Origin of the sequence: Lactiplantibacillus sp. 30.2.29, from assembly GCF_018991255.1 — a bacterium.
Lineage (GTDB): Bacteria > Bacillota > Bacilli > Lactobacillales > Lactobacillaceae > Lactiplantibacillus > Lactiplantibacillus pentosus.
The window spans coordinates 141,917-165,241 of record NZ_JAGYGU010000003.1 but is presented as its reverse complement, the minus strand read 5'-3'; the positions used below and the strand labels follow the sequence as shown (position 1 = coordinate 165,241).

The window sequence follows — 23,325 nt, the reverse complement described above, 5'->3', positions numbered from 1 at the left end:
TCGTATCGAAGAAAAATTCAGTCGATTCCAAATAGGCCTGCAGAAATCATGATTGACTCAGCATTCAGTGCAAATCTGACTTAACGTTTGCCATTGAATTAATCACCAAATAGACAAAGCACAATAACTTATTGCCTAACTTCCTAATGACTTTAGTGTTATTCATCTGGAAAATGCTGCTATTGCGCCACGATATTGATTTAGGCATCATTTATCGATACTAACCAGCATACTCAATTATCTCAGTTCCCCGTGTTGGTACATCGTCTACTACTATCCGATTGATATACTTTCAACGTACGTATACGCCATAATAATTTGCGTCTGAGCTAGAATTTTACCAAAGCCGTGTCTAAATTTCAAATCCGGTTGGAAACCAGTAATCGTTTAAAAAATTGGCAATCACACCACTCCAGCTTCCATACACTGACAGGCTTGCGACATCAACGTACTAGCCCATGATGTCTCCAAGTTTTAAATAACTAGCTTTCTACCGACACTTCCATCCCAAATAATTCAACCTAACCCCAAAAATGCAAAAAAAGAGCAAATCCGCAGATTTACTCTTTCCTGAATCGCTTAATGTTGATTACTTATCAAAGACGTTCTTTTCAACTAATTCTTTGACTTCTTCGTTGGTAACACACTCGTTAAGCGCCTTATCAGCTAATTTAGCCATTTCCTTAGTATCAAGCTTCTTCATCAATGAACGCGTCTTAAGCACGGAAGTTGAACTCATTGAGAATTCATCCAAGCCTAAGCCCATCAGTAATGGTACCGCGATTTGGTCCCCAGCAACTTCACCACACATCCCTGTGAAGCGACCGTTAGCGTGAGCAGCGTCAATCACATGCTTGATCAAACGTAACAACGATGGGTTGTATGGTTGATACAAGTATGAAACTTGTTCGTTACCACGGTCAGCAGCAAAGGAATATTGGATCAAGTCGTTGGTCCCAATACTAAAGAAGTCAACTTCCTTAGCAAATTGGTCAGCCAAAATTGCGGCAGCAGGGATTTCGATCATAATCCCAAGTTTGATGTCATCTGCAACTGGTGTCCCAGCAGCGACCAACTTAGCCTTTTCTTCTTCGAAGATGGCCTTGGCCTTGCGGAATTCATCAAGAGTGGCAATCATTGGGAACATAATCCGTAATTGACCATAGTGGGACGCCCGTAATAACGCGCGTAACTGGGTCCGGAAAATGTCATCACGATCAAGCGAAATCCGAATCGCCCGGTAACCCAAGAATGGGTTCATTTCATCAGGTAATGGCAAGTAAGGTAATTCCTTATCGCCACCGATATCCATGGTCCGGACAATCACGGGTTTGCCGTTCATGCCTTCGACAACCTTCTTGTAAGCTTGGAATTGCGTCTCTTCGTCAGGTAATTCTGAACTATTCATGTACAAGAATTCTGACCGGAATAACCCAATGGCTTCTGAGCCAGCATCCAAAACCCCATCCATATCGTCTGGAGTCCCGATGTTTGAAGCTAATTCGAAGTGCTTACCGTCTTTAGAAACAGTAGCTTCATTCTTCAACTTAGCCCATTCAGCTTTTTGCGCCACGAAGTCCTTCGCCTTTTGTTCGTAATCCGTTACTTCGGCGTCGGTTGGTTCAACCAAAGCATCACCGTTGATACCATCTAAGACGACCGTGTCGCCCGCCTTGATATCAGCTGTGGCTGATTCGGAACCAACGACCGCTGGAATTTCGAGCGTCCGTGACATGATAGCGGAGTGACTCGTCCGACCACCAATATCAGTAATGAAGCCCTTAACATACTTACGATCAAGTTGAGCAGTATCACTAGGTGTTAAATCGTGGGCAACCACGATAACTTCGGAGTCAATCAAAGCTGGACTTGGTAAGGTAACCCCTAACAAGTGACTTAAGACCCGCTTCGTCACGTCGCGAATATCACCGGCTCGTTCTTGCATATATGCATTATCCGTCATTGCTTCGAACATTGAAATGAAAGTATCCGTAACTTCCTTCAAGGCTTCTTCTGCATTGACTTTATCATCCTTGATTTTACCTTCAATTTGTCCAAGCATTTCTGGGTCAGACAAAATGGTGATATGAGCTTCAAAAACTTCTGCTTCTTCTTCACCCAAGTTTTCAACCGCTTTGTCTTTAATGACCTTTAGTTCTGCCTTGGAAGCATCAAAAGCATCATGTAACCGTGCAACTTCAGCATCCGTATCGGAGACCGTTGTTTTTTCGAATGATAAATCTGGATCAACTAGCATATAGGCCTTAGCAATTGCGATACCATCACTGGCCGCAATTCCTTTTAGTACCTTTTCAGCCATTATTCAGATAATCCTTCTTTCTTCATCGTTTCAGTTAAAGCTGCAATAGCGTCGGCTTCGTCGGCACCTTCTGCAGAAATGGTAACGTCAGCATCTTTACCAACACCGAGTGACATAACACCCATGATGGACTTCAAGTTAACTGACTTGTCTTGGTATTGCAACGTAATTTCTGAGTTGAACTTACTTGCTGATTGTACCAATAAAGTAGCTGGACGTGCGTGGATACCAGTGTCTGCGATTACGTGAAATTCTTTCTTTTTCATAACTATTCGATCTCCTTCAAGATAGATAAATTTAAAATTGGTTCCGAGTGAATTCGAGTTGCCGCCAACACGTCTACTCAGGAGCCCTTAATAATGATGATAGCAATTATCCAATTAAAATACAAGCCCTTTCATTCAAGCTAGGCCTATTAATTGGTTGCTGTACCATCCTTCTCAAAATGGTAAACAATGCGGCCATCGAGGTCCGCCGTTCCAATCACTCTCTTCCGATACTCATATTTCATATACGCATCGTGAAAAGCCATGAATTCTTCCGGCGTCACAGTGAACGTTTCCTGTTCGCCCGTGCGTAACGCTTCCATTAATTGGGTATAATCCGTTGCCAATTCATTGCCACCTCCTCAAAGTCTGGTTGAGCCATCGCTGCACCATCCTTTTGACGTTTCAGGCCCGACCTTCCGCCGCTCACTAACAGCTGACGGCTGCTAATGAAAAGCCGTGCTCAAAACATCAAAACTGGTCAGGCGCAATCCATGCAAAAAAACCGCTTTGTACTATAATATAGACAGACGGTTGCATCCGGACTGTTACTAGCCAGATAATTAATATACAACGAATCCGGTTACAAGACAAGCCATGAGTTGCAACTATCCAGACTATTCGGAAATAACTAAATTAATACAACCTGCTGCAAGTTGGTCAGACAATTTCCAGTTTTGATTTTGAGACTTTTCGCTTGCAACGGTCCGTAAATTCGCTATACTAATAGTCAAAGGTCAACAAAGGTCAAACAAATCCTTGAACCTTTAACTATAGCCCTAGTGGTTTAGTTATATTTCTGATGCGAAAGGTGTGTGACAGCATAATGCTTTGTGACAATTGCCATAAGAACGAAGCGACGATCCATTTATATACGAGCGTCAACGGTCAGCGGCGACAAATCAATCTTTGTCAAAATTGCTATCAACTGCTAAAGAATCAGGAACAGCAACCAAATAACGGAGTTGGAGGTGCTGATATGGCACAAGATCCATTCGGTTTTGGTGGTCTTGACGACATTTTCCGTGCAATGCAGGGCGGCGTTGATTCCAATAACGCTTACCGGCAGCAACAGACCCCACCGACCCAGCCAGCTGGTCCTAATGGTGGCGGCAATCGTCGTGGCAACAATAACGGCGGTGGTCTCCTTGGCCAATATGGCTTCAACTTAACGGCGCAAGCCAAGCAGGGTAAAATCGACCCGGTCATCGGTCGCGATAACGAAATCAACCGTGTTATCGAGATCTTGAACCGCCGGACGAAGAACAATCCTGTTTTGATTGGTGAAGCCGGGGTTGGTAAGACGGCGGTCGTGGAAGGCTTAGCACAGAAAATCGTTGCTGGTCAAGTTCCACAAAAACTGTTAGATAAAGAAATCATTCGTTTGGACGTGGCTTCCCTTGTTCAAGGAACCGGGATTCGCGGCCAGTTCGAACAACGGATGCAACAATTAATGAAAGAAGTTCAGAGCAATCCGAACATCGTCCTCTTCATTGACGAAATCCATGAAATCATGGGTGCCGGCAATGCTGAAGGCGGGATGGACGCTGGCAACGTTTTGAAGCCGGCCCTTGCCCGTGGTGATTTCCAATTAGTTGGGGCAACCACCTTAAATGAATACCGGGACATCGAAAAGGATGCCGCCCTCGCCCGTCGGTTCCAACCAGTGACGGTCAACGAACCAAGCGTCGAAGAATCCATTAAGATTCTCAAGGGTATTCAAAAGAAGTACGAAGATTACCATCACGTGAAGTACGACGAAGATGCAATCGTCGCTGCGGTCAAGTTATCGAACCGTTACATTCAAGACCGGTTCTTACCTGACAAGGCCATCGACTTACTCGATGAAGCTGGTTCACGTAAGAACTTGACTTTGAAGACGGTCGATCCTAAGACGATTCAGGAAAAGATCGACGAAGCGGAGAAGCAAAAGCAGGATGCCTTGAAGAAGGAAGACTACGAAAAAGCTGCTTACTATCGTGATCAAGTCGCTAAGTTGGAAAAGGCTAAGCCTGATGAAAATGCAGATCAGCCTAACAACGACACGGCCACTGTGACCGTCAAAGATATGGAACAAATCGTCGAAGAAAAGACGAGTATTCCAGTCGGTGACTTACAAGCTAAGGAACAGGCTCAAATGAAGACCTTGGCCCCTGACTTGAAGAGTAACGTCATTGGTCAAGACCAAGCAGTTGACGCCGTTGCCCGCGCGATTCGTCGTAACCGGATCGGTTTGAACGGCACTGGTCGGCCAATCGGTTCGTTTATGTTCGTCGGCCCTACTGGGGTTGGTAAGACGGAACTTGCTAAGCAATTAGCGAAGGAACTATTTGGTTCAGAGGATGCCATGATTCGCTTTGACATGAGTGAATACATGGAACCACATTCAGTGGCTAAGTTGATTGGTTCACCGCCTGGCTATGTTGGGTATGAAGAAGCCGGTCAGCTTACTGAACAAGTTCGGCGTCACCCATACAGCTTGGTCTTACTAGACGAAGTTGAAAAGGCTCATCCTGACGTCATGCACATGTTCCTGCAAATTCTTGACGATGGTCGTTTGACCGATTCTCAAGGTCGGACCGTCAGCTTCAAGGATACCATCATCATCATGACGTCTAACGCCGGTACTGGTGACAGCGAAGCTAACGTCGGGTTCGGTGCTGCGGCTGAGGGTAAGACGCACGACATTACTAGTCGGTTAACGGATTACTTCAAGCCTGAATTCCTGAACCGCTTCGACGACATCATTCAATTCAACGCCCTTTCCAAGGAAAACTTGATGAAGATCGTTGGCTTGATGATTGAAGATGTCAACGGCATGCTCGCTAACCAAGGGCTGCACGTTCATGTTACTGAACCAGTTGAAGAAAAACTCGTTGAATTGGGCTACAACCCACAAATGGGTGCTCGTCCACTTCGGCGTGTCATTCAAGAACAGATTGAAGACCGAATCGCTGACTTCTATTTGGATCACGGCGATGTTAAGAACATGGTCGCTAAGGTTGAAGACGGCAAGATCGTCTTAGCTGCGGAGACTAAGGCTGAATAATTGAGGCTTTAAAAAGGTAGGTTAATGCCCGGATTTACGTCCGGCATTGACCTACCTTTTTTATTCTGCAAACACGTTGTGCGTGTAAATGCTGTAAAATATCATCATATTGGTTAAAAAATTGCCTGAAGGACAGAAATCTAATATTCAATACGCGTTGTGCTAGTTATTCTTTAGCCTTAAAGATGGTTAAATCATGCCATTTTATAAGTTCAAGAACTGCCAGCTGAGACCCGCTGGAAACAGTGCGAGTTAGCGTAAACCTGCTGTGATAGGGTCGTCCTATGTCGGCTTCCAGGTATTTCTGACAACGCTGGAACGCGATGGACACAGATTTAAGCCGAAAGCCCACGTCTTAAATACTGGTCTTCCACTAACCAAGCACACAACGCTTGCTAAGTGGAATTTCATCGCTGAGCATTGTCAGAAACACCTTCCAGCCTGAATTGTATTCGAAAGACAGACATGTGCGGACTCAACTTTTTGTGGGATTAGTCGTTGGTTTCCGGGGACACGGTCATTTTGATATTTAACTGTGAGACTAGTTCTAACAATAACCAAGCTTTCTGACCCATGATCTAATGCTTCAAACATGTGTCCTCACTGAAAATGTGAGATTTTCTCTCTAATCGCCTGAGATAGCAAAGTTTCAAATTGTCAGTACAGGTGAGTTTATTGACTAAATTCGGGGACTAAATTCAAGACTAGTGTCCGCTGGAAGTATTGAAAAATATTCAGGTAATCCTCTCAGTACTTAAATGCCATAAAGCATCATCGATACCGATTAAAATTTGCCTAAAGGACCAGCTGCTAAACGTTCAGCGGTTAATTGTACCAAGATAGGTGGCCGTTCATCTGCCATTCGAGCGGCTTCCCGACTGGAGGGGCCGGCTGACGAACAGCAATCCAAAACAGTACGATTTAATCATGATCCATGACAATTAACTAATACAATGTGTATTCCAAGTATTCATTCGACATTATTCTATTTCAGCCCTTTTCCTAAGCAAGATAGCAATGGATATAGACCGTAATCGGCAATTCTCCTAAATACTTCTCCATCAGTGGCTTAACTTCTCGCTCCCAGTCAAGACCACCATTGCCGGCACCCAACTGTGGAAATGAAATAGATTCGATGCCCTTTTCCTGATAAGTCGCGACAAACTTCTGTAGCCCGACCTCGATATAGGCTAATTGCGATTTATTTCGCCAATTCTTTTTCGTTGGAAAATTTAAAACCCACTTTCCTGGTGTTTTGTATAGATAAAGTTTTCCGACTGTCAGCGCCCCACTGTCGCAAAAGTGTGGATAATTGGTAAACATTTCCGGATATCGTTGCTTGAATTGAAGTGCCAGCCCCTTTCCCATCACCCCAACGGTATTGACAGGATTCACTAGCACTTGAGCAGGACTGTCAAAAAGACTTGATTCAACGTACATGATCATTATTCGGCCCCCGTATTCATCTTTTTCGAAACAACCCATCCGACAAGCCTTTAGCCAATACTACCTACACCCCCAACCGAAAGTCCCACAACTGTTGTTCCATATTATCACGTTCGATACCAATATAGGGCTTGGTGACCTGCTCACTGGAATGGTTAAAAATCATCATCAAGCTGGCAATGTCATGAGTTTGTTGATAATAATGATAACCAAACGTCTTACGTAATGTGTGGGTGCCGATGTCATCTCGTTCGAGAAAATCACTGGCGGTCTGAAAGATGCGGTAGACGCCGTTGACAGTTAGCGCCCCACCTCGACCACTACAGAACAGTGGCTCACTGGGAGCTCGGTACTGGGTGAAATGTAATAATTCTGACTTGAGATTCTTCAAAAATAACCAGCGTTTCTTGCCAGTTTTCTGTTCAATGATCATGACTCGTTCTTTGCCCCGAACTTGGCCGACTGTTAACCTCAAAATATCACTCATCCGCAGACCGGTATTGATGCCGACTAGCACGATCATCCGATTGCGTTCCCCATAACGCGCTTGCGAGACGGCCCATAAAAAATCATCGATTTCCTGGGACGTCCGCAGTGGTTCTACATTATAATGCATACGCTCGCTTACACCTCAATTAATTTTTATTCAGTTCAAATTGCTTAACCTAGCTTAAACTAACCCACGCTATTTTTAATGAATTATGCTCATCCCCAGGTCAATATTGCTCAACGTAAAAACGCGGGCCAAAGAGAATCAACCCTTTGTCCCGCACTTTATTTTCATATTCGCTTAATTAGCCGCATTGGCCCCCGCCTTAGGGCTGCAGCGTTGATAATTGACTCGCTAATTGAGTTGCTGGTGCTGAATCCAGTGACTGGGTCAACTGTTCATCAACTGCCTTCATCCGCTCCTGACCAGTCTTCGTCAACGTTAAAACACGTAGCCGCCGATCTTGCTTGATGGGCTGACTCTTCAACCAACCTTGGGTAATCAACGTCCCAATATTTTGAGCTAATGACGCTTTGGCGACATTCAAAGCAGTGGCGACATCGCCGATTTGGATTCCTGGGCGCTGTTCGACGTAAACTAAGATTCGCAATTCGTTTAAGCTCAATCCCGTCATCGACGACCAATTAGACGTGAGCCGCTTAAGGTCACGTTCCAGGTGCATAATATTCATAATATAGTTAATTGGTTGTTGCATACTAACAGCATCCTTCCTGAATTTCACTCTTTCTCATCAACTATCCAAAGAAATCAAAACCTACTCGCATGATTTTTAAAAAAAATGGTGCGAATCAATTATTAAGATGAATAGTTCGTTAACAAGCTTTATTAACGTTATTATTATTACATAATTACAAGTTTTACACAAATAACTTTTACTGCAGGTAATCGTTGAATCTGGCAAGGAACCCTGCTATCCCTTGTCAGTACAAGCATCACACGCCGTTCAGTATTAATATCTAAAAAATGTTAAATTTATATTTCAAGTTAACATGAGTTAATTATAATGGTTGTTAATTAATCAGCTTATCAGATGACAATCAAAACGGACGGCGAAGCATCCTTGCTCGCCGTCCGTTTCAATGTGTTTATTCAGAGAATTCCGTAATCAAGCCAGCGTCAATTGCTCGCTTGGTGTAAATAGGCACCTCATCTTCAGTTGCCCGGACAAAGTGTCCTGGGGCAATTTCAACCATCCGGCGCTTCTTGCCATCATGTTCAGTCGTTTCATCGTAAGGCACTTGCTTACGGTTACGTTCGAACTCAGGGTCTGGCACGGGTACCGCTGAAATCAGACTTTCAGTGTACTTGTGTAGCGGATGATTATAAACTTCATCAGCTGGACCAATTTCTAGAATCTTACCGTAGTGCATGACGCCGATGCGGTCACTGATGTACTTGACCATTGACAAGTCATGGGCGATGAACAGATACGTCAAGTTCTGCTTAACTTGGAGTTCCTTCATCAAGTTAACCACTTGGGCTTGAATCGAAACGTCCAGTGCTGAGATTGGTTCGTCAGCAATGATGAATTTAGGTTCAACGGCTAGCGCCCGGGCAATCCCGATCCGTTGCCGTTGCCCACCAGAGAATTCATGTGGATACCGGCTGGAATGGTCCTTGTTCAGACCAACCGTTTCCAGCAAGTCTTCCACCTGCTTGGTCCGGTCGTCGTCATCCTTGGCTAAGCCGTGAATATCGATCCCTTCAGCGACAATATCCTTGACCTTCATCCGTGGATTCAGTGACGCGTATGGATCTTGGAAAATCATCTGAATCTCACGCCGAAATTCATGCCGTTCTTTTTTCGTGCGTAATTTAGAGACGTCTTTCCCATTAAAAATGATTTCACCATCAGTCGGTTCATATAGATGAATGATTGAGCGGCCGGTCGTGGTCTTCCCTGAACCGGATTCACCAACTAGACCGAACGTTTCACCTTCATAAATGTCAAAGGAGACGTCGTCAACGGCCCGGACTTCATCTTTTTTGCCGACATTAAAGTATTGCTTTAAATGGCGAACTTCTAGAATTTTCTTACGTTCTTCAGGCATGTCTACTTACTCCTTTGCTGCAGGATCTGGAATTGGTGGTTGTGGCTTTTGCATCGCCGCAAACTTTTGTTGCCGCCGGACGATTTCGGCCGGTGGTGTGACTTTAGGTGCGTCTGGATGAAGCAACCAGGTCGCCGCATAGTGCGTATCTGATACTTTGAAGAACGGTGGTTCCTTTTCAGTATCGATCTTCATGGCGTAGTCACTCCGCGCTGCAAAGGCGTCCCCGACTGGTGGTTCCAGTAAATCAGGTGGCGTCCCTGGAATAGCAGACAACGAGCCACTTTCCGTATCCAACGTCGGCATTGAGTTCAATAAGCCCCACGTATATGGATGTTGGGGATTGAAGAAGATTTCATCGACCGTGCCGTATTCCACGATTTTACCCGCGTACATAACGGCCACTCGGTCAGCCATCCCAGCCACGACGCCCAAATCATGAGTGATGAAAATGATGGAAGTATCGATACGATTCTGTAAGTCCTTCATCAAATCCAGAATCTGTGCTTGAATCGTCACGTCCAACGCAGTGGTTGGTTCGTCGGCAATCAGCACTTCTGGGTAGCAGACCAACGCGATCGCAATCACGATTCGTTGCCGCATCCCACCAGAGAATTGGTAAGGATAATCATTGATTCGGCCTTCAGGATTAGTGATCCCAACCAGCTTTAACATTTCCAAAGCTTGCGCAATGGCTTCTTTTTTCTTCAACCCTTTATGTTTCATCAACGGTTCGGCGATTTGCATCCCGATCCGCATCGTCGGGTCTAATGAAGTCATCGGATCTTGGAAGATCATGGCAATATCCTTACCACGAATATTCTGCATTTCCTTTTCAGACTTCTTAATAATATCTTCGCCGTGGAACATGATCGATCCACGTTTAATTTCAGCATTCGGTGCCAGCAAGCCCATCAGTGAACGGGTCGTCACTGACTTACCAGACCCTGATTCACCAACGATGGCCAAGGTTTCACCCTTACGTAAATCAAAGCTAACGTCACGGATGGCTTTAACTTCGCCCGCATAAGTGTGGAAATTGATTTCCAAGTTACGGACTTCAATGACATTTTCCGGTTTATCCATAGTTCTGCCGTCCTCCTAACGTTTCGACTTTGGATCAAACGCATCGCGCATCCCGTCACCTAACAAGTTGAAGGCGAGCATCAGGATAATCAGCACGATGGCTGGGTACCACATCTGGTATGGCAAGAATTGGAAGTTCTTCTGTCCATCGGAAATCAACGTCCCCAATGAAGCTTGTGGTGAACTGATCCCAATCCCGATATAACTCAAGAACGCTTCGAAGAAGATCGCACTTGGAATCGTGAACATCGTTTGAATGATGATGACACTTGAAAGGTTAGGTAACAAGTGTTTCCAAGCAATTTTGACTGGCGATTCACCTAAGGTCCGAGCCGCCAAAATAAAGTCTTGGTTCTTCAGTTGCAACGTCTGGGCACGGGTCAAACGGGCCATCGTGGTCCACCCGGTAATCGCAATCGCTGCGATGATAGATGCCATCCCGGTCTTCGTGAAGGCCGTTGCCATTAACACCATGATAACTAATTGAGGGATGGACGAGAGGATTTCAATCACACGTTGCATGAACAAATCGACTCGCCCACCTTTCCAACCGGAGAGTATCCCGAACCCGACACCAATCGTCAAGTCAATCAAGGTGGCAATCAACGCAATTTCAAGGGAAATCCGAGTCCCATACATAATCCGCGCAAGCAAGTCCCGACCTAGATAGTCAGTCCCTAAAATGTAGTGCACATCAGACTTAGCACCCGCTGCGGCATAGGCATCGACATCCTTACCAGATTGCGTCAAGTGACCATTCAACCCATGAATGTTCACACCCGGAATCTTCGGTGGTAAGTTAGCGTACTTGGGTGCTTGGGCGTTCGGGTCAACGTGATACACTGCTCGACCACCGAAAGCCACTAAGAACAAGAACACTAACACGATAAAACTGACAAAGGCGGTCTTATTCGACTTCAGCCGCCGCCAAACGTCTTGGCCGAAAGTCAGTGAAGGCGCTGCGATCCGTTCATTATCAGGACCCGCTTGCTTGTCTAACGGCTCGAAGTCGCCGGGCTTAATTTCAATACTACTTGGATTTTCTGCCATTAACTAGTCCCCATTTCCACTTAAACGAATCCGCGGATCAATAATTCCGTAGACGATATCGGTCAACAATAATAGTAAGCAAAGCAGTGCTGAGTAGAAAATCGTCACACCCATGATGGTTGGGTAATCGTTAACCAAAATCGACTTAACGAATTGTTCCCCAATCCCGGGTACTGAGAAGATATTTTCAACAACCATGGAACCGGTCATCAACGCCGCAGCCAGTGGTCCAATCAAGGTGACCATTGGAATCAAACTATTTCGCAAGGCATGGTGATAAACGATGCCAAACTTCGATAGCCCTTTCGCCTTCGCAAGTTCAATATAATCTGAACTCAGTACATCGACCATGTCGGTCCGGATAAACCGCGCCGTTTCGGCCAACGGGCTTGCGGCCAGCGCCAGTGTTGGCAAGATCGTGTAAGCAAATCCTTCCCAACCAGCAACTGGGAACCAACCGACTTTTAAGCCCAGGTAATACTGTAGCAAGATGGCTAAGACGAAACTTGGTACCGCGATGCCTAAAATCGATAAAATCGTTGCTAAGCGGTCAGCCCAAGTATCTTTCTTGATGGCTCCCACGGCACCCAGGATAATCCCTAAGATAATCCCAACGACCAGTGCTTGGCCACCTAACTGCATTGACGGGCCCATCCGACTACCAATCAGATAGCTGACAGCTTGGTCAGAGAACTGGAAGGATAACCCCAGGCTCCCTTTGAAGATGCCGCCAATGTAGATGAAGTACTGCAACCAAACGGGTTTGTCCAACCCATATTGGGCTAAAATCGACGCTTTTTCACTCGGCGTCAATTTAGCTTCATTTTGAAGCGGAGTCCCAGGCATTAACTTCATTAAGAAGAACGTGGCGGTTGCCACAATGAATAATGTCAGGAACAAGTAAAATATCCGCTTTAAAAGATACTTTCTCATGAGAATTCCTCGCATTCTATTAAAATCGACTTAAAAAATAATGACATCCCTCATTATAAAACAAAATGGTAAGGATTAACAATGTGTCAATCCTTACCCCTTTGTTTCACATTCGTTCAGTTAAAGCACACACATTTTATTACTGTAGATTTACATCATTATTTAACAGACATGTACTTCAAGTTATATTGAGAACCGGCCGTGTTGTAAATGATGCCCTTGAGATTACTCCGTGTCAACGTTGCTGAAGCTTGTTGATAAATTGGGATGACCCCTTGATCATTCATCAATTGCTTTTCAGCCGCAACCATATCAGCCCAACGTGCACTCTTGTTGTTGGAGTCTGCGCCTTCAGCCTTCTTCACAGCTGAGTCGTATGCAGCACTGTCATACTTCCCGTTGTTGTATGAGTTGTCTGACGTAAAGAGTGATAAGAAGGAAATTGGGTCAGTGAAGTCAGCGTTCCATGCAGAGATAACCGTGTCAAAGTTCCCACTTTGTGACCGTTGCAGACGCGTCTTGAACGGTACATTTTGGTTAGAAACAGTTAAACCAGGTAATTTCTCCCAAGCCCCTTGAATGAATTCAGTTGACTTCTTGGCGCCATCGGTATCATCAGAAAGCAACTTGATGCTCAACTTACTTTCGCCGATTTCCTTCATACCTTCTTTCCAAAGCTTCTTGGCCTTGGTTAAGTTGTATTCAACGGCAGATGGAACGGCGGCATCACTCGTGAAGTCTTTACCCGTCTTCGGATTCTCGGCTAAGTCTTCAGAAACATAACCTTTAGAAACGGTTGAACCGTTACCTAACGTATTGTTAACGTAAGACTTCCGGTTGATAGCGAGTGACAAGGCTTGACGAATCTTCTTATTCTTGAAGGCCTTTGCCAAGGTTGCGTTACTATCATCACGATTGAATTCAACGTAGAACGTTGAAGCGGTCTTCCGAACTAAGTAGTTCTTGTCATTCTTGTAGTTCTTAACTTGTTCGTTGGAAAGTGTCGTAAAGTCGACCTTGTTAGAGTTGAACAAGTTCAAACCAGTTGAAGCGTCCTTGACAACTTGGTACTTGATAGAATCCATCTTGACGTTCTTCTTGTCCCAATAATCGTTATTCTTCTTCAAGGTCCAAGAAAGGTTTGTCCCAGTCCAACCAGTCATCTTGTAAGGTCCGTTATAAACCATTGCCTTACTGCTTGTCCCATACTTAGAACCATACTTCTTGACCACTTTTTCATTTTGTGGGAAGAAGTTAACAAAGCCCATTAACTTGTCGAAATAAGCAATTGGTTTATCCAAGGTAACGGTCAACTTGTAGTCGCCATCAGCCTTGATCCCTAAGCTTGAAACTGGCTTCTTGCCGTTGACAATGGCGTCAGCATTTTTGATACCTGAATATAAGTATGCGTATTGTGACGCAGTCTTAGGATTAACGGTTCGTTGCCAACCATAAACAAAGTCTTTGGCAGTAACTTTATCACCGTTACTCCATTTTGCGTTCTTCCGTAAAGTGAACGTATATGTCTTCCCACCATTAGTAACTTTAGTGGATTTTGCAATTCCGGGAGTGACTTTACCGTTCTTCCCTAAACGATACAACCCTTCGTTGGTGTTATTCAGTGCATTAGAACTAACGACATCGGTAGATTTAGAAATATCCATCGTTGGTAATTCTGCTGATTCGGTCCAATTGGCCGTTTGCTTCGACGAACTTGATGAGCTCTTGCTTGAGCCACAAGCCGCTAAGAATAAGACGGATGCGCCAGCAACGACGGTTACTTTTGCAGCTGTTTTAAAATTCATAAAACCCAACCCCTAACCTTAAAATGATTTGTGTGTGCTTTTCCCTCGAAAAGTTAAAGTAATTGTATATTATAAATAAATTAAAATCAATCCTAAACTCTAATTTTTATCATTATTTCGTCATAATTATCTTAACTGTTCTGTTTTTTGACTATTATCCCCATTGATAAAGACGCTTTAAAACGCCGTCTTATCAGGATTTATCATCGCACAGGGGCGTTGAATTAGCAAGCGAATACAATCAGCAAATTTTCTTAATAAATAATTCCAATTTGGCAATTATTGCCCTCAAATTGACTTTTTTTGCGTTAGTCAAAACAGCTAAAACCCCTGAATCAAAAAAAGAATGCTGATTTTTATCAGCATTCTCTTAATAATTATAATTGCACACATTGTGCTAGTTAATTGGGCATAAATCATGATTAAATCGTGCCGGTTTGGATTACTGTTCGTCAGCTAGTGAGCTCCTAGTCCGACTTCCGGGGCTGGATGACAATTGTCGGAACACAACTTTCACATGTCCACCATTAAGCTTAGTATGTTTCAGGCCATTGCCCAGGATGCCTGGAAGCCGGCGTAGGACGCCGCCACCACAGAAAGTTTACAGTAACTCGCAGTGTTTCCAGCGAATCTCAGCTGGCCGCTTTTGACTTTCGAAGTTAATTTCCCAAATAACCAATAATCGACGCAACGATCAGAATCACCAATACAACGGTCGTGATCCAGACATAGAGGCGGTCACGTTCAACGGCAAACGCGTAAATTGAGACAGCGACCCGCAATGTCGGCGTTAAAATCAATAGGAAGAGACCTAACATGATGACGGCATATGGTTTCAAGGCCACTACGCCAGCTAAAATAGCCGCAACGGTGTGGGGCTCCATGCCATTTGCATAGCCGCCATTACCCGTCATCAACATTAGTAGCATGCCGATAATAATCACAATCGCTGAAACGATGACCCCAATTCGTAAAATGTAGCCAATCATCATTTCAACAGCGTGCATTTCCTGTTCTTTCGTTGGTTTTTGCTTATCCATTAGATGGTCACCCCGAATCCTTTAGCAATCATTTGAATGCCCAGATAGAGCATCACTGGCACAAAAATCATTCGGATCAGGCGTGGCTTCAGTCGCGTCATGATACGCGACCCAATCAAGGCCCCGACGATGATGCCAATAGCTAACGGCGCCGCAATCCCTGGTTTGATGGAACCATTAAAAAAGTAGACCATCGCGCTGGCAGCCGCCGTGACCCCCATCATTAGGTTAGAGGTCGCAGAAGACGGCTTGAGTGGCATGTGCATGATGGTATCCATGGCGAGGACTTTAAACGCCCCACTCCCGATACCGAGCAAGCCACTGGCAAACCCAGCACCGAACATCATCGTAAAACCACCAGGCACATTTTCGACCTGATAGTCGACTTGTTGTTTGAGCGCCTTATCATAGTAGGTGCCATTTAAATTCAACTTAGTTGCCAAGGCATCATCCTTGACTGTCGGTAACTCCCCCGTCTTACTCATCAACTTGCGAATCATGTTGTAGGTCGTAAAGACCAGTAACGCGCCAAATAAGAAGTACAGGAAGGTCGCATGCAGCACCCCGGTCAACACGGCCCCAAGGACGGCACCGACCGTGGTCGCAATTTCCAAAAACATCGCGACCCGTAAGTTCAACATTTCATCCCGCAAATAAGCGATGGTTGAACCCGAACTGGTCGCAATCACGGCAATGATACTTGCGCCAATGGCATATTTAATATCTAATCCCAGGCCTAACGTCAGAATCGGCGTGACGATCATGCCACCACCAATCCCTAAGACGGCCCCAAAAATACCGGCAATCACCCCGACGCCGAGCATTAATGCCAACGAATAAATCATCCTACTCACCTTCACCCTTTAAATTTCAATAGTAAGTGTACCATTTAATTAAGGGCATATCTAATTTTTAAATATCCAGGCTTGAAACACCGACATGACAGCATTTAACAACATTTTCATTAAAATCAATCATTTCACTGATGACTGGGCTGTAACCGTCATCAAGTGCGTCAGTCTGGCAATCTCTGTTTTAAATGCGATTAAATTTTTAGATAGCTAATTAATGAAAGTTGTCTAACGGTCGTGCTTGCTCAAATTGGGCCATAAAGCCGGCCACTAACGGCGTTTCCAAAGCTTCGTTGGTCGTCACTAAGGCTAAATGCGTTTCGAACCGGTGATCAGCCAACGACCGAATCAGCACGTCCCCGCCGTCATAAGTTTCTGCTAGTGAACGTGGTACCAGGGCAACACCTAACTGGCGGCTGGCCCAATGCATCGCGGTCCGCGCGTCGTCACAGGTCATCAAGTAGTGCGGCGTTAGGCCCGCTTCCAAAAAAGCGACGTGAAAGAGCTCGTTAAAACGACGATACTTGATCAATGGTAACGGTGCTAAGTCACTCAAGCGTAACTGGCGTCGATGGGCAAATTGGGTGTACTGCTTGGGCAACACTGCCGCCATGCGCTCCGCCGGAAAGTAGCGACACACCAGATGCTGCCCGTTGAATGGCGTGCGTAACACGGCCACGTCCAGTAGGCGTTTGTGCAAATCATCCAGTAGCTCGTAAGTATTGCCCTCTGTCACGGACAACTGGACGTCCGCATGCTGCTGTAACCACTTGCGCAGCGCCAGATTCGGGATCACTCCCGCCGAAGAAGACACGGTTCCGAGATTGATAGTCCCAGTAATCCCGTGTGCCAAAGCGCGGACTTTATTTTCGGCCGTCGCTGACAATTGCGTCAGTTGTTGGGCATAGCCAACCAATAGTTTGCCAGCAGCCGTCACCGTCACGCCCTGAGGTAGCCGGTTGAATAGCGTCACCCCGAGTTCTTGCTCCAGTTGTTTGATTTGATAACTCAATGGTGGTTGAGCGACGTGTAACCGTTTGGCCGCTGCCGTCATCTGCCCCTCTTCAGCCACCGCCAAGAAATAGCGTAATTGTTTCAAATTCATTTTTCAGGCCCCCTCGTCATACAATCTTAGTATACACGACTCTGAAAAATGGAAGTTTACAATTTATTTAAGGCGTGTCAGAAGCCTGGTGAATGCGTTATACTAGTGATAATTAATTTATTAATGAAAGGAGTGGTCACGTGTCGTTTCTTGACCGGCTAAAAGGGATGCTACACGCATTAAATAGTACCGAAGCTAGCACCGAAACTACCGCGGCGTCCACGGAAGAAGCTGCGCCCCGGGCCATCACCGCACAGCGCGCAGACACTCCGGCGACCAACCAAACCGAAGCACTGATCTTGGTCCACCATTTAGACCAAGCCGGTAATACGCTACAACCAGCCGACATGATTGCGGGAACTATTGGTGAAGAAATCCACTTGCCCGCTGTCAGTATTGCTGGTTACCACCTCGTTAACATCGACGGCCTCACGCGCTGGTTCACCAAACCACAGGCCAGCATCACACTCACTTACGAGCGCCAAGCTGGTCAACCCGTCTGGATGTACGCCTACGATATTGACCGCCGCGAGCTGATTGGTCGGCCGACCATGTACCGGGGGAAACTAGGAACCCCTTACGAAGTCAGCGCACCGACCGTCGCCGGGTTTAAACTACTCCGCTCCGTGGGTGACGTGACTGGAGAGTACACGACGACTTCGAAGACCGTCCTGTTCTTCTATCGTAATGAGAACTGGCAACAGACCGACCTCAGCACTGGTTTTATCCAGATCAATCACGAGACCGCGGTCTATCCCTATCCAGGCGCAACGATCACCAACTATCTGACTAAATTACAGCCAGGTAGCACTTATAAAACGTACATGCGCGTGCGCTTAGTGACGCATGAGACCTGGTACGCGATTGGCGACGACCAGTGGATTCCAGAGACCCATCTGCAACTGACCACCGGCGACCAACTCTTACTCAAGCTCCCGGCTGGCTACCGCGTGCAGAATCAACGTCCGGTCCGGCAAACTGGGATCGTGAGCTTTGTTCCTGGTAAACAAGTGCATACGTACATTGAACCGTATGGCCGCTACTTAGCGACTGTTACCCACGGCGATCAAGTCAACTTAATCGAACGGTTAGCGGACGATAACGGTGTCGTCTGGTATCGCCTGCAAGACCAAGGTTACTTGCCCGGGCGTTACTTGACGCAATTGGACCCACCGTTTGCTTAACATACGAACTGAAGACAACGTCAAAAGGCATCGGTGATGCTCCCCAAACTTGGGGGTGTACCACTGATGCCTTTTTAACTTCCGAAATTAGGCGGGTTTGTCGACAACCATCCGCATCAATTCCGTCCCGCGATTAGTCAACAAGAAGCCCTGATCAACACCATGCATGAATACTAGCCCTTCAAATTCACGTTGGCCGGCAAAATTAGCCTCGCCGACTTGGTGCGCTGTCCAACGACCCCACTTCACGACAGGCAGTGAGGTGATACTTTCATCTGCCACCAAGTATAGCTTGCCGGTCGCTTCGTCATACCCCGTCGATTGGGCAAAAAAGCCGGGATTATTGGCGAGTCCTTCTGTGGCCGCCTCGAAGTGTACACCCGTCGTCGCAATCGACCCGCGATACAAGTCGACTTTGCTGGTCCGCAACTGGCTAGCATGCGTCCAGTAATACGCGGTGCCGTTTTCATCAAACGCCAACTCATCGCCCAGATGTCCGCGGCCAGTCGTAAAGATTACGCGCGCATCGGGGGTGAGCGACTGCGTATTTAAACGAGTGATGGTGTCATTTTGGTTACGCGCGGCGTTTGAAATGAACCATAGCTCGTTCGTCTGCGGATTAAGTGCTAATGACTGGGCATGTCCGGCAGTAAACTCGGGCCCGACCTCAATCGCCGCTAACACTTGGCGGTCAAACGCCGTCATTTTGCCATCAAACTGGTGCGCAGCGGCAACCCGTAACATCGCCATTTTACCAGGTCGGCCAGCACCCAGCGCCATCAGCCGTTGCCAATCGTAGCGCACGACCCAGCCGGCTTGTGATGCTTGCCCCGGTTGCTGGTCATCAACATACATGACGTATAAATAGCGATTATTCAGTGAAAAAGCGGCACTCTGCGGATCACCCAAGTTACGAGTCCCCAGTTGTTGCGGTAAATACAACGCCGTTTTGAAGTGGTAGTGGTCGCGATAACCGGCTTGCTGCAGCAAGGTATCCGGCTTATTTTGCACGCCCATCGTGGCTAAATAGGCCGCCGTCGGATGAAAAATCACTCGCGGTTGCGTATATCGACCGGCACCCACTAGTGAGAGATAGTGGGATGTCCCCGCAGTAGTAATGGCAACTCGCCGTTGGTACGTCGTCTTGACCGGCATCGGCGTTCGTTTCGGGGTGACGATGTCCTTTGATGAAGTGCCAGGCACATGAACGGCATCGGCTAAGACCCAGCCAGCGCGATGCAAACGTGGATTGCGCACTTGCCAGTATGTGACTAAGCGACCATTCTGTGTCACCATCACTTGGCCGACGCGCACCCACCCGGTCGTCAGCTTAGCGGTCCCGGCGGCCGTCAGATGCATCGTGGCATGATTCAACTGATATAATTTCGTCTGCTTCTCCTGCAACGTGCAAGTACGAGCCGTCAACGGTTGCACCGCGGGCCACCGTACCAGATTCGGTGCCGCATGCGCTGTCGTGGTTCCCCATAACCCCAATCCAACAACTAACCCCAATAAGCCCCGCATACTTCGCTTCATCTCAATCGCCCCCATTATCCATTGTCACTGATTGTAGCGTAAGTCCAGTGTGGCCGCTGATTGCAATGGTTGGTTCACATGGTAACTTTACGTGATCATTGTGAGGCTGTACCTAACAGTAAAACGTAATCTGCGCTAGTTATTCCTTGGCATTAAAGATGATTAAAGCATGCCAGTTTAGATTGTTGTTCGTCAGCCGATGATCTCCTTATTCCGACTTCCGGGGTCGGCTGACAACGCTGGAACAGGGCGGACATCGATTTGAACTCACGCAGAAACCCACTGCGCAATTTCAAATACGAGTCTTCTTCTAGCCCGGGAAGCCCACCCGGACAAGAAGAACTTCGCCCTTGAGCATTGTCCGGCGGGCCGGCCAGTCGGGAAACCGCTCGAATGGCGGATGAACGACCACCTATCTGGGTACAATTGGCCACTGAATATGAGGTGGCTGGTCCTTCAAGAAAAGGCTTAAACAGTATCGATGATGGCTTATGGTATTTAATTACTAAGAAGATTACCTGAATATTATTCACTCATCTTAATGCCACTAGATTCAGTAGCAACTGGTCTTGGATTTAGTTGATAACTTCGTTTAGAATTCAAGATTTTGCTATCTCAGGCAACTAGAGAAAGTTCTGACAAGTTCCGTAAAGTCGCTGATTTGAAAAGCTAAAACCTGGGTAAGAAAGTTTAGCGATTGTTAAAAAACAATCTGAAAGTTCAATATCAAAATTCCCGTGTACCAAGGAATCAAAGACTAATCCAACAAAAAGTTGGGTTCACACATGTCTGCCTTTCGAATACAATCCCCGGCTGGAAGGTGTTTCTGACAATGCTCAGCGATGAAATTCCACTTAGCAAGCGTTGTGTGCTTGGTTAGTGGAAGACCAGTATTTAAGACGTGGGCTGTCGGCTTAAATCTGTGTCCATCGCGTTCCAGCGTTGTCAGAAATTCCTGGAGGCCGGCGTAGGACGTCACCACAACTGTAAGTTTACGCTAACTCGCACTGTTTCCAGCGTTTTTCAGCTGGCGGTACTTGAACTTATGCTTTAATGATGATTCATGACAACTCAACGAGTACAATGCAGTCAGTTTCAAATGAATTCACTGCTCACTTCACCTTCGATAATAAAAAAGTGGTATAGAAGCTCCGATTGGATAACTTCTATACCACTACTTTTGTATTATTAGAATTTACAAACACGGTACCCCGCGCGAAAACGGTCAAACAGTCAAAATGGTCTACCACGCCCTACTGTCAGCTAACAAATAATAACAGTGCAATCAACATCAAACCAACGACCTGTGATTAAAGCTTGGACGTCAATTTAACATCTGGATACTTGTCCGCAAACCAGCGTTCGGCAAAGGCGTTTTCGAATAGGAATAGCGGTGCGCCTGAGCGGTCTTTGACCAGTAAGTTCCGCGAACTGGACATCTTTTCATCCAGCTGGTCAGGGTCGATCCAGCGTGCGGTCTTACTACCCATTGGTTCCATGACGACTTCAGAATTGTATTCATTTTGCATCCGGAACTTGAACACTTCAAACTGCAGTTGACCAACGGCACCCAAGATGTAGTCGCCAGTCGAGTATGAGGTGTACAGCTGAACGGCCCCTTCTTGAACCAGTTGTTCGATCCCTTTGTGGAAGGACTTCTGCTTCATCACGTTTTTGGCAGTGACGCGCATGAAGAGCTCCGGTGTGAATTGCGGCAACTTTTCAAACTGAACGGCGTGCTTGCCGGCATAAATCGTATCACCAATTTGGAAGTTCCCCGTATCGTAGAGGCCGACGATATCGCCAGCAACCGCCGTTTCCACCGTTTCACGTGTGTCTGCCATGAATTGCGTCGAGTTGTTCAGGCGCATCTTCTTGCCAGTTCGTTGTAAGACGACGTCCATCCCACGGTCAAATTCGCCTGAGCAGATCCGGACAAAGGCGATACGGTCCCGGTGGTTGGGGTTCATGTTAGCTTGAATCTTGAAGACAAAGCCCGCAAATTCATCATCGGTTGGTTCAACGACTTCATCGTCACGGGTCTTGTGCGCCGCTGGTTTAGGCGCGTACTGTAAATAAGTCTTCAGGAACGTTTCGACCCCGAAATTGGTCAACGCGGAACCGAAGAAGACCGGTGTCATATCACCAGCCATGACTTTAGCTTCGTCAAAATCATTGCCGGCTTCATTGATGAGTTCCACTTCGTCCAAGGTATCGCGGTAAATGCTGTCCTTGGTCAGTTCGTTGCTAGGGTCGAGTTCGCCGTTATCGTTCAACGGTAAGAACGTTTCTCCCTTCGCTTCGTTATGATACAGTTCGACGCGGTGATTGTACCGGTCATACAAGCCTTTAAGACCCTTACCCATCCCCATTGGCCAGTTCATTGGGTACGTTTCGATACCCAAAACTTCTTCGACTTCGTTCAACAGGTCGAGTGGTTCGCGGCCATCACGGTCCAATTTATTCATAAACGTGAAGATCGGAATCCCACGCATTTTACAAATTTGGAACAGCTTCTTGGTTTGCGGTTCGATCCCCTTAGCCGAGTCGATCACCATGACAGCGGAGTCCACCGCCATCAAGGTCCGGTACGTATCTTCAGAGAAATCCTCATGCCCTGGTGTATCCAGGATATTGATCCGTTTGCCATCGTAATCGAATTGCATCACGGAACTAGTGACTGAGATGCCCCGCTTCTTTTCGATTTCCATCCAGTCAGACTTAGCGAAATTACCACTCTTCCGCGCTTTAACGGTCCCAGCTTGACGAACGACGCCCCCGAACAACAACATTTGTTCCGTAATCGTCGTTTTCCCGGCATCCGGGTGAGAAATAATCGCAAAGGTGCGCCGGGTGTTGACCGCGGCGGTTAATTCTGTCTTATTCATTAAAAATTCCTTTCATCTTACCTTTATATTCAACGTCCACGGTGCAACCGTTCCACCGTAAAAAAACATAGCCTTACATATTTTACTGATATTTGACCAAAAAATCCAGTACCACCCCTGTGCCAGGCTGGATTTATCGCAAATTCACTTTACAAAGGCGTTTTATTCGGATATTAATCGGTTTCAGTCCGCCAAATAAAAAAA

The 23,325-nt window shown here is 46.4% G+C and carries 19 protein-coding genes; 3 read left to right on the top strand and 16 right to left on the bottom strand.

Annotation, left to right across the window (positions count from 1 at the left end):
- Window positions 1-589: 589 nt before the first annotated feature.
- The 3 genes from ptsP to KGF65_RS03265 form a co-directional block, all read right to left on the bottom strand.
- Window positions 590-2,320, bottom strand: coding sequence for a phosphoenolpyruvate--protein phosphotransferase (ptsP, locus tag KGF65_RS03275; protein WP_003638283.1), 1,731 nt, complete (start codon window positions 2,318-2,320; stop codon window positions 590-592).
- The gene (locus tag KGF65_RS03270; RefSeq protein ID WP_216748577.1) at window positions 2,320-2,586 is read right to left on the bottom strand and encodes a phosphocarrier protein HPr; all 267 of its coding nucleotides are present in this window, start codon (window positions 2,584-2,586) and stop codon (window positions 2,320-2,322) included. Before KGF65_RS03270 ends, ptsP begins: the two co-directional genes overlap by 1 nt.
- Before the next feature lie 149 nt (window positions 2,587-2,735).
- Complete coding sequence (locus tag KGF65_RS03265; protein ID WP_088769761.1) at window positions 2,736-2,933, bottom strand: hypothetical protein; 198 nt, start codon at window positions 2,931-2,933, stop codon at window positions 2,736-2,738.
- Window positions 2,934-3,412: 479 nt separating this feature from the next.
- Between KGF65_RS03265 and KGF65_RS03260 the strand changes: the two genes are divergently transcribed.
- Window positions 3,413-5,635, top strand: coding sequence for an ATP-dependent Clp protease ATP-binding subunit (locus tag KGF65_RS03260; protein ID WP_003638280.1), 2,223 nt, complete (start codon window positions 3,413-3,415; stop codon window positions 5,633-5,635).
- 1,002 nt (window positions 5,636-6,637) lie between these two features.
- Here KGF65_RS03260 and KGF65_RS03255 read toward each other — a convergent pair.
- The 11 genes from KGF65_RS03255 to KGF65_RS03205 form a co-directional block, all read right to left on the bottom strand.
- Window positions 6,638-7,081, bottom strand: a complete 444-nt coding sequence (locus KGF65_RS03255) for a macro domain-containing protein (protein WP_162255301.1) — start codon at window positions 7,079-7,081, stop codon at window positions 6,638-6,640.
- Window positions 7,082-7,145: 64 nt separating this feature from the next.
- Entirely contained in the window at window positions 7,146-7,697 is a 552-nt protein-coding gene (locus tag KGF65_RS03250) for a tyrosine-type recombinase/integrase (RefSeq protein ID WP_216748578.1), read from the bottom strand.
- 199 nt (window positions 7,698-7,896) lie between these two features.
- The gene (locus KGF65_RS03245) at window positions 7,897-8,286 is read right to left on the bottom strand and encodes a MarR family winged helix-turn-helix transcriptional regulator (protein ID WP_003638278.1); all 390 of its coding nucleotides are present in this window, start codon (window positions 8,284-8,286) and stop codon (window positions 7,897-7,899) included.
- Window positions 8,287-8,677: 391 nt separating this feature from the next.
- Window positions 8,678-9,643: an ABC transporter ATP-binding protein gene (locus tag KGF65_RS03240; RefSeq protein ID WP_003638277.1), complete on the bottom strand. Its 966-nt coding sequence runs from the start codon at window positions 9,641-9,643 to the stop codon at window positions 8,678-8,680.
- Between the two features lie 6 nt (window positions 9,644-9,649).
- Window positions 9,650-10,729, bottom strand: coding sequence for an ABC transporter ATP-binding protein (locus KGF65_RS03235; protein WP_003638276.1), 1,080 nt, complete (start codon window positions 10,727-10,729; stop codon window positions 9,650-9,652).
- Between the two features lie 15 nt (window positions 10,730-10,744).
- The gene (locus KGF65_RS03230; protein WP_088769764.1) at window positions 10,745-11,779 is read right to left on the bottom strand and encodes an ABC transporter permease; all 1,035 of its coding nucleotides are present in this window, start codon (window positions 11,777-11,779) and stop codon (window positions 10,745-10,747) included.
- 3 nt (window positions 11,780-11,782) lie between these two features.
- Window positions 11,783-12,712 carry an oligopeptide ABC transporter permease gene (gene opp3b / locus KGF65_RS03225; RefSeq protein WP_003638274.1) on the bottom strand — a complete coding sequence of 310 codons (930 nt, stop codon included), beginning with the start codon at window positions 12,710-12,712 and terminating at the stop codon, window positions 11,783-11,785.
- 158 nt (window positions 12,713-12,870) lie between these two features.
- Window positions 12,871-14,517, bottom strand: coding sequence for a peptide ABC transporter substrate-binding protein (locus tag KGF65_RS03220; RefSeq protein WP_050340352.1), 1,647 nt, complete (start codon window positions 14,515-14,517; stop codon window positions 12,871-12,873).
- A 659-nt stretch (window positions 14,518-15,176) separates the two neighbouring features.
- Entirely contained in the window at window positions 15,177-15,557 is a 381-nt protein-coding gene (locus KGF65_RS03215; protein ID WP_050340353.1) for a DUF1634 domain-containing protein, read from the bottom strand.
- Window positions 15,557-16,402 (bottom strand): sulfite exporter TauE/SafE family protein, encoded by an 846-nt coding sequence (locus tag KGF65_RS03210; protein ID WP_003638271.1) that lies wholly within the window; start codon window positions 16,400-16,402, stop codon window positions 15,557-15,559. The genes KGF65_RS03215 and KGF65_RS03210 overlap by 1 nt, the downstream gene beginning before the upstream one ends.
- Before the next feature lie 220 nt (window positions 16,403-16,622).
- Window positions 16,623-17,513, bottom strand: a complete 891-nt coding sequence (locus KGF65_RS03205; protein ID WP_105923756.1) for a LysR family transcriptional regulator — start codon at window positions 17,511-17,513, stop codon at window positions 16,623-16,625.
- Between the two features lie 140 nt (window positions 17,514-17,653).
- Between KGF65_RS03205 and KGF65_RS03200 the strand changes: the two genes are divergently transcribed.
- Window positions 17,654-18,697 carry a MucBP domain-containing protein gene (locus KGF65_RS03200; protein ID WP_105923755.1) on the top strand — a complete coding sequence of 348 codons (1,044 nt, stop codon included), beginning with the start codon at window positions 17,654-17,656 and terminating at the stop codon, window positions 18,695-18,697.
- 87 nt (window positions 18,698-18,784) lie between these two features.
- Here the strand turns inward: KGF65_RS03200 and KGF65_RS03195 are convergent, their stop codons facing one another.
- Window positions 18,785-20,233, bottom strand: coding sequence for a hypothetical protein (locus KGF65_RS03195; protein WP_105923754.1), 1,449 nt, complete (start codon window positions 20,231-20,233; stop codon window positions 18,785-18,787).
- Window positions 20,234-20,626: 393 nt separating this feature from the next.
- Here KGF65_RS03195 and KGF65_RS17245 point away from each other — a divergent pair, with 393 nt between their 5' ends.
- Window positions 20,627-20,755, top strand: a complete 129-nt coding sequence (locus KGF65_RS17245) for a hypothetical protein (protein WP_301554308.1) — start codon at window positions 20,627-20,629, stop codon at window positions 20,753-20,755.
- Between the two features lie 788 nt (window positions 20,756-21,543).
- On the opposite strand, the gene KGF65_RS03190 is transcribed toward KGF65_RS17245, so the two are convergent.
- Entirely contained in the window at window positions 21,544-23,121 is a 1,578-nt protein-coding gene (locus KGF65_RS03190) for a peptide chain release factor 3 (protein ID WP_105923753.1), read from the bottom strand.
- Between the last annotated feature and the right edge of the window lie 204 nt (window positions 23,122-23,325).